The organism is Parabacteroides sp. ASF519, from assembly GCF_000364265.2.
In the GTDB taxonomy this organism is placed as follows: Bacteria; Bacteroidota; Bacteroidia; order Bacteroidales; family Tannerellaceae; genus Parabacteroides; species Parabacteroides goldsteinii.
In genome coordinates this window covers 711,864-724,405 of sequence record NZ_AQFV02000006.1, presented here as the reverse complement: position 1 = coordinate 724,405, position 12,542 = coordinate 711,864, and the positions used below count along the sequence as shown (strand labels likewise).

Annotated in this window: 9 protein-coding genes; 4 read left to right on the top strand and 5 right to left on the bottom strand. The window is 50.7% G+C overall.

What is annotated here, in order from left to right; translation table 11 throughout:
• From C825_RS02815 to C825_RS02805, 3 genes are all read left to right on the top strand, one after another.
• Window positions 1–411 carry a Fur family transcriptional regulator gene (locus C825_RS02815; protein ID WP_010801335.1) on the top strand — a complete coding sequence of 137 codons (411 nt, stop codon included), beginning with the start codon at window positions 1–3 and terminating at the stop codon, window positions 409–411.
• Between the two features lie 86 nt (window positions 412–497).
• Complete coding sequence (gene cysS, locus C825_RS02810; protein ID WP_010801334.1) at window positions 498–1,973, top strand: cysteine--tRNA ligase; 1,476 nt, start codon at window positions 498–500, stop codon at window positions 1,971–1,973.
• Window positions 1,974–2,059: 86 nt separating this feature from the next.
• Window positions 2,060–2,467 (top strand): PaaI family thioesterase, encoded by a 408-nt coding sequence (locus C825_RS02805; protein ID WP_010801333.1) that lies wholly within the window; start codon window positions 2,060–2,062, stop codon window positions 2,465–2,467.
• 131 nt (window positions 2,468–2,598) lie between these two features.
• Here the strand turns inward: C825_RS02805 and C825_RS02800 are convergent, their stop codons facing one another.
• The 5 genes from C825_RS02800 to C825_RS02780 all read right to left on the bottom strand — a co-directional run bounded on the left by C825_RS02800 (window position 2,599) and on the right by C825_RS02780 (window position 10,839).
• On the bottom strand, window positions 2,599–5,007 hold the full coding sequence (locus C825_RS02800; RefSeq protein WP_010801332.1) for an ABC transporter permease: 2,409 nt from the start codon (window positions 5,005–5,007) through the stop codon (window positions 2,599–2,601).
• Between the two features lie 89 nt (window positions 5,008–5,096).
• Entirely contained in the window at window positions 5,097–5,771 is a 675-nt protein-coding gene (locus tag C825_RS02795; RefSeq protein WP_009860654.1) for an ABC transporter ATP-binding protein, read from the bottom strand.
• 17 nt (window positions 5,772–5,788) lie between these two features.
• Window positions 5,789–8,194 (bottom strand): ABC transporter permease, encoded by a 2,406-nt coding sequence (locus C825_RS02790; protein ID WP_010801331.1) that lies wholly within the window; start codon window positions 8,192–8,194, stop codon window positions 5,789–5,791.
• Between the two features lie 14 nt (window positions 8,195–8,208).
• Entirely contained in the window at window positions 8,209–9,456 is a 1,248-nt protein-coding gene (locus tag C825_RS02785; RefSeq protein WP_010801330.1) for an efflux RND transporter periplasmic adaptor subunit, read from the bottom strand.
• A 27-nt stretch (window positions 9,457–9,483) separates the two neighbouring features.
• On the bottom strand, window positions 9,484–10,839 hold the full coding sequence (locus C825_RS02780; protein ID WP_228100061.1) for a TolC family protein: 1,356 nt from the start codon (window positions 10,837–10,839) through the stop codon (window positions 9,484–9,486).
• A gap of 352 nt (window positions 10,840–11,191) precedes the next feature.
• Between C825_RS02780 and C825_RS02775 the strand changes: the two genes are divergently transcribed.
• Window positions 11,192–12,541 carry a sigma-54-dependent transcriptional regulator gene (locus C825_RS02775; protein ID WP_010801328.1) on the top strand — a complete coding sequence of 450 codons (1,350 nt, stop codon included), beginning with the start codon at window positions 11,192–11,194 and terminating at the stop codon, window positions 12,539–12,541.
• Window position 12,542 lies beyond the last annotated feature (1 nt).

Here is a 12,542-nt window from a genome sequence, read left to right as displayed (position 1 = left end):
ATGGATGCTTATTTAGATATATTGAAACAAAGAGAAATCAGACCGACAGCCATCCGCCTGCTTATCCTGAAAGCGATGATGCGATTTGAAAGAGCTTTCAGCCTGCTCGATTTGGAGAATGAGTTGGACACGGTAGACAAATCGACCGTATCGAGGACTATCAACCTTTTCCTGGATCATCACCTTATCCATTGTATCGACGACGGTTCAGGTTCTTTGAAATATTCGGTTTGCGGCAACGGTTGCAATTGTTCCGTCAGTGAACTTCATGCGCATTTTTATTGTTTGAAGTGCCACAGGACATTCTGCCTGCGGAATATTCCGGTGCCGATGGTCGAATTACCCCGTAATTTTACGCTGGAAAGTATCAACTATGTATTAAAAGGTTGCTGCGAAGATTGCTCAAAATAGACAAAGGCATTATCTTTGCATTCTGTCTTCCTCTGTATTACGATGATACAGGCAAAGACAAAGCAACTTTTAAAGTATGAACAGATATGGAACATCCATTAAGTATTTACAACACGCTCACAAGAAAGAAGGAACAATTTATCCCGTTGCATGAACCCCACGTAGGCATGTATGTCTGTGGTCCGACGGTCTATGGCGATGCGCATCTGGGACACGCCCGCCCGGCTATCACATTCGACCTGTTGTTCCGTTATCTTACACATATAGGATACAAAGTACGTTATGTACGCAACATTACCGACGTAGGCCATCTGGAACACGATGCCGATGAAGGCGAAGACAAAATTGCCAAGAAAGCCCGTCTGGAACAGTTGGAGCCGATGGAAGTGGTGCAGTTCTACCTGAACCGTTACCACAAGGCGATGGAGGCCCTCAACGTGCTTCCTCCCAGCATCGAACCGCATGCTTCGGGCCATATCATCGAGCAAATCGAACTGGTAAAGAAGATTCTTGACAACGGATATGCTTATGAAAGCAAAGGTTCCGTTTATTTTGACGTAGAGAAATACAACAAAGACCATAATTACGGTATCCTTTCGGGCCGTAATATCGAAGATATGCTGAATACGACCCGTGCGTTGGACGGCCAGGACGAGAAGCATAACCCGATCGACTTCGCTCTCTGGAAATGTGCACAACCCGAACATATCATGCGCTGGCCTTCTCCGTGGAGCGACGGTTTCCCCGGATGGCACTGCGAATGTACGGCGATGGGCAAGAAATACCTGGGACAGCATTTCGATATCCACGGGGGTGGCATGGACCTGATCTTCCCGCACCATGAATGCGAAATTGCACAGGCTGTCGCTTCACAAGGGGATGATATGGTTCACTACTGGATGCATAACAATATGATTACCATCAACGGACAGAAGATGGGTAAATCGCTCGGTAACTTTATCACGCTGGATGAGTTCTTCACCGGCGACCACAAAATGCTGAGCCAGGCTTATTCGGCCATGACAATCCGCTTCTTTATCCTCCAGGCGCATTACCGCAGTACGGTAGATTTCAGCAATGAAGCCCTGCAAGCCGCAGAAAAAGGATTGAGCCGTCTGATGGATGCTTACAACCACCTGCAAAAGCTGACAGCTTCGGATGCCTCGACAGTAGATGTGAAAGACCTTCGCAAGAAATGTTATGACGCTTTAAATGACGACCTGAACTCTCCGATTGTCATCTCTCATCTGTTCGATGCCTCCCGCGCCATCAATTCCGTAAAGGATGGCAAAGCGACTATCTCGGCTGAAGACCTGAAAGAGTTGAAAGAAGTATTCCACACTTTCGTATTCGATATCCTGGGAATGAAAGACGAAGCATCTGCCGGAGGTGACAATTATGAGACATTCGGTAAAGCTGTAGACCTCTTGCTGACTATCCGCCAACAGGCAAAAGCCAATAAGGATTGGGCTACTTCCGACAAGATTCGTAACGAACTGATTGCTATGGGATTCGAGATTAAGGATACCAAAGACGGAGCAGAATGGAAGCTAAGTAAATAATCAATCAATCGGTCAATGTGCCAATATGCCAATCGGAATATACTTTATTGGCACATTGGCATATTTTCAAATTAGCTATTATCGTAATGACAATAAACGAATTTCTTCAAGGCGACAAATTTGCCTTATTTGCCGGGGTAAAATTACTGGAAACGGGCAATGGTTATGCCAAAGCCCGTATGGAGATAAAACCGATGCACCTGAACGGTGGCGGTGTCTGCCAGGGAGGTGCCATCTTTACGCTGGCCGACCTGGCGTTTGCGGCAGCTACCAACAGTCATGCCCGGCTGACATTGTCCATCACTTCCAATATCAACTTCTTCAAAGCCGAAAGCAAAGGATTCCTTTATGCCGAAGCACGGGAAGTATTCAGCCATAAACGGCTTGCCAACTGCGAAGTAAATATCACGAATGAAGCCGGAGAACTGATTGCAACGTTCAGCGGCTCCGGATACAGGAAAGACACGGAACTTCCGTTTGCACCGATAGAATAAAACGAAATGTCAATCGACAAACAGGTATAAAATACATTATCTACCTGAATAGTAGACGTGAAACAATGTGCCAATATGAGGAATGCTATTTCCATTGGCATATTGGCACATTACCTCATTGGCACATTATTTTACTCGTACCGCAACGACCGGGCAGGTTTGCTAAGGATTGTTTTAGCAGTCTGCCAGCCTATGGTCAACAGGGAAATCACACACAACAAAATCACCGGAACCAGGAAGAACCAGGCTTTCCAGCCGGTGCGGAACGAATAATTGCTCAGCCAGCCGTCCATGACCCACCAGGAGAGAGGAAGAGCTATCACTATCGCAATGCCGATCAGGACAAAGAACTCACGTCCCAGTTCATAGAACAGCTGTATTTTGGAAGCACCCAAGACTTTACGTATACCCATTTCACGAACACGGGTCGAACAGGAGAACATCACCAGCACCCAAAGTCCCATACAGGAGATGAAAATCGCCAGTATCGCAAAGAGAGCTACAATCAACCCGAACACCTCATCCTGCCGGTATTGCTGGTCGAAGAACTGGTCGAGGAAGAAATAATCATAGCTGGAATCCGGGAAATAACGGTTCCAGACCGTCTCCGCCTGCTTCACCAACTCACGGGGATTGGCATTCTCCATCACCACGGAGATATAACGCTGCTTCATCCAGCTCAGTTTGTCGTGAAGGGCGAACAGGATAGGTGTATAGCCTTTATTCAGGGACTGCTGATGATAATCTTTCACCACACCGATAATCTTCATCGGCTGGTCTACCGTCTCCACGGAAAGACGTTCGCCAATCGCGGCATCGGCCGAGGCAAAGCCCAATGTACGGACGGCTGCTTCATTCAGGACGATATTATATACATCACCACCGAAATCCTCCCCGAAACCACGGCCGGCAACAAACTTCAGGTCGTAGGCATCCAGATAATAGTAATCGCAACTGAGCATTTCCAGCAGGCGGGTTTGCTTTGTGGCATCACTCAAACGGACAATAGACAGGAAATCAGCCACCTCCGTCCCGGGAACGGCACCGGAAACCGTCACATTCTTTACGGAAGGCAACGCCTTTAACTCCCTTTTCATCGCTGTCAGCTTCGTAGACAGTTCCTCGCAATGCGCCGGAAATTTCAACACCAACGTCTGGTCCACACGGACACCCAGCGAGGCCTGACGCATAAACTGCAACTGTGCATACACGATCAGCGTCCCGCAGAGCAAAGCCATCGACGCCGTATATTGCAAAACGACCAGCACCTTACGAGTCGTCGCCGCATTCTTCGTATGTGTGAATTTCCCTTTCAGCATCCGGATTGGCTTAATACCCGACAAAATCGTCGCCGGATAGAAACCGGACAGGAACACGCCCAAGGCGAAAATCAACAACAGCATCCACCCCAACGAGGTCGTCACCCACACAGAGAATCCCAGGTCACGCCCGGTCAGGCTGTTAAAAGCAGGCATCAACGCCTCCATCAACCCGATAGCCAGGATAAAGGCAATCCCGTTCGTTATCAACGATTCGAACAGGAACTGCGCCACGATTTGCCGGCGGCTCGCCCCCGAAGCCCTTCGAATGCCGATCTCTTTGGCCCGTTCCATCGAGCGGGCAACCGTCATATTGATATAATTGATCCAGGCAATGCACAGGATAGCCAACGCCGTACATATCAGCACCAGCATGGAAGAACTGTTCCCCTTCGTCTCCGGCTCATACGCCTTCTGCGGATTCAGGTGGATATCGCGCAGGTTGGTCAATTCGATTGCCCAGGTCTTATTCTTCAGCGCCTCTTCCGTCTTGTATTTCTCCGCCATCGCAGGGAAGGCTTCTTCCACCTGTTTCTTCAGGGCAGGCGACTTCAGAAGGACGTATGAGTACACTTCGTGGCGATACCAGTATTCATCCATCCATTTCGGAAGAGTTTCGTAAGAGATCATCATGCTGTAACGCACATGCGAGTTGACGGGCATATCTTTCATGATGCCGGTCACTTCGCACGCCTCTTCGCCGATATTGCTGCGGAAAATCAGTATCTTCCCAATCGGGTCGGCCCCTTTGAAGTATTTATTGGCGATGCGCTCGGTTATCACCACCTTGTTCGGCCCGTCGAGGCAGGTATTCTTATCCCCTTTCAGTAATTCATAATCGAAGAAGTTGAAATAATTCTTCTCGGCATACCCGATGCCAGTCTCACGGTAGAGCAGTTCGTTGTATTTCACGACCTGCTCCGGATAGTACTGGCTGCCGACGCGGGTATAATCCTCCACGCCCGCCAGGTTACGTTTCATAGCGGTGGCGTAGCCGGCCGAACTGCTCGCCCAGTCATCCGTCAGTTCGCCGTTTTCGTAGAAACGTGCTTCCACGCGGAAGATGCGGTCGGCACGGCTGTGCATATCGTCGTAGCTATATTCGAAAGCCACGTAGGTCAGAATCAGCAGGGCGGCCGCCATACCGATTGCCAGGCCGATTATATTGATTGCACTGAAGCCTTTCTTTTTCGTCAGGCTGCGATAGTTTGAAATAATCATAGTATTCTGAATCTGTCAATAAAATATTAGTACTTCACTTTATCCTGTCTGTGATGACGGTCATCGTCAACCTCCGTTGATGATTACTGTCAACGTTTCTCCTCCGATACAATCCGCCCGTCCAGCAAATGAATGACCCGGTGGGCAAACTTCGCGTCCCGCTGGGAGTGGGTGACGATAACGACCGTCGTTCCCTGCCGGTTCAGTTCGCTGAGCAGTTCCATTACTTCGAGGCCGTTTGTCGAATCCAGGTTACCCGTCGGCTCATCCGCCAGAATCAGGGGACAGTCGGTTACCACTGCACGGGCAATAGCCACACGTTGCTGCTGGCCACCGGATAATTGCTGCGGGAAATGGCCGGCACGATGGGCGATATTCATACGTTCAAGCACCTCCATCACCTTCTTTTTGCGTTCGGACTTCTTGCTGTTCAGATAGACAAGGGGCAGTTCTACGTTTTCATAGACCGTCAGTTCGTCAATCAGGTTGAAGTTCTGGAATACAAAGCCGATATTCCCCTTACGGAAAGAAGTCAGTTGGCTCTCGCTCATCTTATCGATCTCCTTTCCATCGAAGAAGTATTTGCCCGAAGTTGACGAATCAAGCGTTCCCAGGATATTCAGCAAGGTGGACTTGCCACAACCCGAAGGCCCCATGATAGCCACAAATTCGCCTTTCTTTATCTCCAGGCTTACTTCATTCAATGCTTTGGTCTGTACGTCTTCCGTGGTGAAGAGCATAGACAGATTCTCTGTTTTAATCATATGTTCCTATTTATAAATTATTCACTCCTTAAAATATACATCGGTTTCAGGCGGATGATGCGCCATACCTGCCGGGCAATCGTCCCGAAAGCGATACACATCAGTAGCACGAACGCCACCGCATAACTCCACCAGGGCAACGGGATATGAAACGCATAGCTTTCAAGCCAGCTATTCATGAGGAAAGCGGACACGGGAATACCTATCACGGACGCAAGTACCGTAAGGAGCAATAATTCACGCGTCAAAACTACAAAAAGATTCCTTTTACCCGCTCCCAGCACCTTACGTATTCCCACTTCCTTCACCCGCGAGAGGGTCGAGAAAAGCGTGATTACCCACAATCCCAGGCAGGCGACAAAGACGGCCAGCAAAGACGATGCGGCAAATATCCATCCGAAATTCCGGTCTTCCTTATACTGGTTCCTGTTGAAATCGTCGAGGAAGAAATAGGAGAACAACGAAGTCGGGAAGAAATCGCGATAGATTTGTTCTATCTCCGCCAGACGGACCGGACCGGCCACACCGTCCATGCGGATGGAAATATAAGGTGTCCCGATAATCGGAACGCGGTCTTTCAGGAAGAAGATGATTGGCTTATAAGGGACGGCCAGCGACTGCTGGTAATAGTTCCTCGCCACCCCTATCACCTGGAGAGGGTCTTGCAGCACTTCCATCGTCAGTTGTTTGCCTAAAGCCGCTTCCGCAGAAGGGAAACCCAGGAGGCGGACGGCCTCTTCGTTCAGCACGACCTTATTCAGTTCATCTCCATACTCTTCCGAGAATCCCCTGCCGCAGACCATCTCCGGCGAATAGGTGGCCAGGTAATCGTAATCGACAGCGAACATCTGAATCAGTTTCACCTCGGACGGGTCGCTGCCGAACGGACGGTTGGCAAAATAATTGGCGACCTCCACCCCCGGCACGGCACCGGAAACAGTCACCTGGCGGACATACGTCTTCCGCTTCAGTTCTTTCTTGAAGCTTTCCATCCTGACGGACAGTTCATCTGTAAAAGAGGGATATTTCAATACGATGATCCGGTCTGTCCCGGGAGAAGCGGCCTCCTTCTGCATGTAGCGAACCTGGGAGATAACGACAAACGTACCTGTTATCAAGATAAAGGAGGCGACAAACTGCACGACAATCAATGTTTTCCGCATCTTATTGCCTTTCCGGCTATGTAATAACTTCCCGCGTATGATATCCGACGGACGGATGCGTGTCAGCAGATAGGAAGGATATAAGCCGGTGAAGAGCGTCCCCAGCCCGGCAATAACCGCTACGGCCAGCCAGAACTGCGATTGTACTAATATATCGGCACCAAAATCATGTCCCGCCCAGGTATAGACAAGCGGCAGCAATACCTCCAGCCAACCGAGCGCAATCAAGGTTGCCAGCAGGTTGACGATGCCGGCCTCCGTCAGTCCCTGCAACAGCATCTGCCGGCGGGAAGCACCGAAGGCTTTACGCACTCCGAACTCTTTTCCCCGTTCCAGGAAACGCGCCACCATCAGGTTCAACGCATTGACCCAGCCTGTCAGCAACAGGGCAATCGCCATCACCGAAAGGATATACACGGCGGTACGGCTGCCTTTCGTCTCCTTCTCATACGACTTCTGCGGAGTCAGGTGAATATCTTTCAATGGGATTAACTCCACCTTCCAGTCCTTATGCTTCAAAGCTGCGGTTTTGTATTTATCTGAAATAGCGGCAAAGGCGTTTTCTATATCTTCCGGTTTTTTCCCCGGTTCCAGGCGGACATACGTATAGACGCCGTGAATATACCAAATATCCTGCCGTTCCTTCGGTATCGTGGAATAAGACAGCAGGAAATCATAATGCAGATGCGAATTGGCCGGCATATCGGCAATAATGCCTGTCACTTCGAAATGTTGTTCGGCAGTCGACGTGCGGAAGGTCAGGATTTTGCCCAACGGCTCCGCCTCGCCGAAATAACGGTGGGCGGCACTTTCCGTCAGCACGGCGGTATTGGGGCGGGTCAGCTGGCCGTCTCTCTCCCCTTTCAGAATGGGGAAACGGAAAAGCTCGAAGAAGGTAGGTTCGGCAAAACAATAGCGGCTTTCGGCGAACTGCTTATCCTGGTAGGTAACCACCTGTTCCCGGTCCTGGGCGGTCAGCCGGACGAACTTTTCGATGCCCGGTATCTCCCGGCTCATCACCGGACCGTGGCCGAATGCGGTCGTCGCCCAATTATCCGTCAGCGTTGCTCCCTCATACAAACGGCTTTCGACACGGTACACGCGGTCGCCGTCATGGAAAGAGTCGTAGCTCAGTTCGAAACGGACATAGAGCAAAATCAGCAGGGCGGCAGAGATACACACCGACAGGCCGAAGATATTAATGACCGAAAGTGACTTGCGGGCGCGCTGGCTTTTTATGACTTGAGAGAGATAATCCATCTTTATCCTTTCTGTTATCTGATAATCAATCGTTCGTTTTCACCAAACAGTTCATAGCCGGAGATAATCACTTTCTCTCCCGGTTTCACTCCTTCGGTCACTTCATAATACTGCGGATTCTGGCGGCCTATCTTCACCGGACGGCGACGGGCGACAGTCTCGTCCTCATCCACGACATATACATACAGGCCGCCGCTTGCCTGGTAGAAGCTGCCACGGGGAATCAGGATGGCCTGTACGGGATCACCCAGTTGCAGGTTCAGGTGATAGGTCTGCCCGGCACGGATATTCTCCGGACGTCCTCCGGTAAAATGAAGGTCGGTACGGAACTGGCCGTCGCGCACTTCGGGGTAGACTTTCGTCACTTCCATGTCGTAGGTCTTTCCTTCACGCTCGAAGCTGGCGGGGAGGCCGGGCATCACCCGCTCCACATAATGTTCGTCAATCTTGGCCTCCACCTTCAGTTCGGGGGTGATGACCTGCCCGATACGTTCCCCCTGGGCGATAGACTGCCCTATCTGTGCTTCGAGATTACCCAGCTGGCCGCTGACGGGCGCTTTCACCTTCAGGTTCTCCAACCGTTCGCGGACGAGGGAGAGGCTCCGTTTCATGTTCCGGATATTCTCATCCAGGCTCTCCAGCTGGCTGCTGCGGAAAAGGTCGTCCTGGCGGATACGCTGGTCCAACACGACAAGCTGGTCGCGGGCACTTTCATAGTCTTCCTTTGCCTGCAGGAAATCTTCACGCGCCAGGAGTTGTTTGTTGTACAGGCGTTCGTATTGGCGGTAACGGCGGTCCTTCTGTACCAGTTCTTTGTTGAGGCTGATACGGTCCTGTTGCAGGCGCAGATGTTCCTGTTCCATGCTGATGCGGGTGTTACGGAGTTCGTTCTCCTGATAAGCAAGGTCTGCCTCGCTTTGCAGGATACCGATATTCAGCAGCGGGTTACTCAGGCGGAGGATAACATCACCGGCCTTGACCTGTGCCCCTTCTTCTATCAGGCGTTCTTCCACCCGACCGCCCTCGATGGCATCGAGGTAGATGATACGGTCCGGGAGCACCTGCCCTATCACACGGATATAATCATTAAACTCACCCTGGACGATGGTGGAGATGGTCAGCCGTTCCTTGTCCACTTTCATGGAGGAAGAGGTATCGCGGAAAATAAAGTAAAGCAGGCAGACCAGGAGGAAAGCGCCTCCTGCCATCGCATACAGATGTTTCTTCTTCAAACGGGATTTCCGTTCGATAGGGGTGTCCATGTTGTTATTCATATCTGTTCTTTGTTGTTATTTTACTAAAAATGAACCGGTACGGTAAAACTCGACCATCCGGTGTTTCAGGTCATATTGCAGCCGGGTACGGGCCAGTTCTGCTTTGGCCTGGATATACAGGTTACGCTTCTCCATCAGTTCGAAGACGGAAACCATCCCTTCCTCCCACTTCTCCTCGTTCTCTTTGAGGGTGGTTGCAGCCGCCTGCAATTGCAGTTTCGCCTGGTGATGTTCCTCTGCCGAAGCCTGTAAAGAAAGGCAGGCGTCTTCTATCTCCTTATATAAGGATATTCGTTGCTGGTCGTTGTTATTCCTTATCTGTTGCAGGCGGAAACGCTCTTTCCTGACTGCCGTAAAGCGGGACAAACCGCTGAATATAGGGAAAGATACCCGCAGACCTATATATTTGTTCCAATTGTTTTTCATCTGCTGCCCGAACGAGGAGATATGTCCGTCCGCATCGCGTTCCGTGTCATAGTAACTCGAATAAAGACTGAAATCCGCCCGGATGGAAGGCGAGAAAGCTCCCGACGCGATGGCAAGCGACTTTCGCGACGCCTGTTCCCGCAAATCCATCATCCGGAACTCGGGAAGCGTAGTCTCCGACTCTGCATACACTTCCGGAGCCGAATAACCGGCAAGAAGCGGCAACTCGCCGTCATCCCCCTCTCTGTCACTAACGGATAAAGAGTCCGAATCGCGCATCTGCAACAACTCTTTTAGTGCAAGAAAAGAAAGACGCTCCGTCTTCTTCTTCACCGTCTCCTGATAAATATCGCTCTGCAAACGGGCTTTCACCTCCTGAAGGTCAGAGGGTGAACGAAGACCGAGGTCCACATATTCAAGCATCTGCTCATGGTAACGCTCGCTTAGCTTACGTTGTTCGGTAGCCAGGGCACTCATCTTTCTGTCAAAGATATATACATAATAAGCATCCATCACCTCGAAAGCCACCCGGTTCTCCTCCGCTTTTCCGGCAACGCTGCTCAGTTGCCTGTTCAGCCGGGTGAACTGTGCCCGGTTGATACGTTTGAACCCGTCGAAAACAGGCAATGATATATCGACTCCCAGCGTACTTTCCACGAAGGAAGAGGTGGTATACAAATTCGTTTTCGGGTCGACCGAACGTCCCATCCGTTTCCCGAAAGCCCCGCTGGTACTGACCGAAGGCAGGAAATCTCCTATCGCCGCCGTAAAGTCTTCGCGAGCGATACGGGTATCCAACCGGCTGTTTTTCAGTGCCAGGTTCCTCTCCAGCGCATAGCGCATGCAAGAGTCGACACTCCAGGATTCCTGTGCACCTGCTCCCACTACCGAACCAAACAGCAACAGGCAGGCTAACCTCCATCCATATTTAATTGTTATTTGCATTTTCATCATGTACATGTAAAAGCAAAAGGCGTGCCACATTTCATACTGACTGATTATCATATTCCACAAAAGAAACAGCCTCGCAAAGTGTAAAATATATGGACGCCCGATTGTCAAAAATATGGACGCTGATGTGTCAATCATAAAAAAACAGGCCCTGCTTCTGTGCCGGATACGGGGCCAGCACAGTAGTGTTACCCTCACCAGCACTACTGTGCTGACTGCCTTAGCATACGAGTGCTAATCGGATTAGGACTATAGTGTTATATTATCCTGTTATTAGTGTCAAATATTTTGACGCTCATTTGCAAAGTACCCCGGAAGCCGATACCTTTACGGAAAAATTAATCGTATGCAAACCGGAACAGTTCTCATTGTAGATGATAATAAAAGTGTACTGACTTCGCTCGAATTATTATTGGAAGATGAATTCGAACGGGTAGAGACCGCCTCCAACCCGAACAGCATCTTATCCGTGCTGGATACGATGCCGGTCGACCTTGTCATTCTAGATATGAATTTCTCCGCAGGCGTAAACACCGGAAACGAAGGCCTGTTCTGGCTACGCCGTATCCAGGAAATAGCCCCCGAACTGCCGGTCATCATGCTTACCGCCTACGGAGATGTGGAACTAGCTGTCAAAGCCTTGAAAAGCGGAGCCGTTGATTTTATACTCAAACCCTGGGACAACGAAGTCCTGCTCGAAAAGATACACGCCGCCTTACAAGCCGTAGAACGGGAAAAGGTCAAACAGAAGACCGATCGTAACCGACCCGACCGCCCTGTGGAGCCAGCCATGATCATCGGCCACTCCGCCGTTATGATGAAACTGATCAAGGTCGTGACCAAGGTTGCCAAAACGGATGCGAACATCCTTATCACCGGCGAGAACGGTACAGGTAAAGAAATGCTCGCCCGCGAAATACACCGCCTGTCGCTCCGCAGCCGCCGGGAAATGATCAACGTGGACATGGGAGCCGTCAGTGAATCCCTTTTCGAAAGCGAACTGTTCGGACATGAAAAAGGTGCCTTTACCGATGCCCGCGAAAGCCGGCCGGGTAAATTCGAGGCTGCCAGCGGAAGCACCCTGTTTCTGGATGAAATAGGCAACCTCCCGGTCGGCCTGCAAGCCAAACTGCTCGCCGCCCTGCAGAACCGCGAAGTCACCCGATTGGGAAGCAACCGTAAAATCCCGATCGACATACGTCTGATCGCCGCCACCAACCGCGACCTGCCGGAACTGGTGAAGCAATCTCTTTTCCGGGAGGATCTCTACTATCGCATCAACACCATACAAATAGAGATACCGCCTCTCAGGAACCGCCGGGAAGATATTCCCCTTTTCATCGACTACTTCCTGAAAAAGTATACGGCCCTGTACAACCAGCCTGGCCTGACTATCCATCCACAGGCAGCCGCCAAACTGGAACGTTACGACTGGCCGGGCAACATACGCGAACTGCAACATACCATCGAGAAAGCAGTGATCCTGGCCGAGAAAAATGTAATCCGTGCCGCCGACCTCTTTATCCGTCCCGGAAAATCCGTCTCGTTCTCCGATGCCCCCAACCTGGGAGAAGTGGAACGCAAGACGATCGAGGCGGCTATTACCCAGAACGACGGCAACCTGACCGCTGCCGCCGAGCAACTGGGGGTAAGCCGGCAGACCTTATATAACAAACTAAAACGGTTCAACCTGTGAA

Coding starts and splice junctions, on each gene's coding strand:
- C825_RS02815 (WP_010801335.1), top strand. CDS start 1: ATGGATGCTTATTTAGATATATTGAAACAAAGAGAAATCAGACCGACA.
- cysS (WP_010801334.1), top strand. CDS start 498: ATGGAACATCCATTAAGTATTTACAACACGCTCACAAGAAAGAAGGAA.
- C825_RS02805 (WP_010801333.1), top strand. CDS start 2,060: ATGACAATAAACGAATTTCTTCAAGGCGACAAATTTGCCTTATTTGCC.
- C825_RS02800 (WP_010801332.1), bottom strand. CDS start 5,007: ATGATTATTTCAAACTATCGCAGCCTGACGAAAAAGAAAGGCTTCAGT.
- C825_RS02795 (WP_009860654.1), bottom strand. CDS start 5,771: ATGATTAAAACAGAGAATCTGTCTATGCTCTTCACCACGGAAGACGTA.
- C825_RS02790 (WP_010801331.1), bottom strand. CDS start 8,194: ATGGATTATCTCTCTCAAGTCATAAAAAGCCAGCGCGCCCGCAAGTCA.
- C825_RS02785 (WP_010801330.1), bottom strand. CDS start 9,456: ATGGACACCCCTATCGAACGGAAATCCCGTTTGAAGAAGAAACATCTG.
- C825_RS02780 (WP_228100061.1), bottom strand. CDS start 10,839: ATGCAAATAACAATTAAATATGGATGGAGGTTAGCCTGCCTGTTGCTG.
- C825_RS02775 (WP_010801328.1), top strand. CDS start 11,192: ATGCAAACCGGAACAGTTCTCATTGTAGATGATAATAAAAGTGTACTG.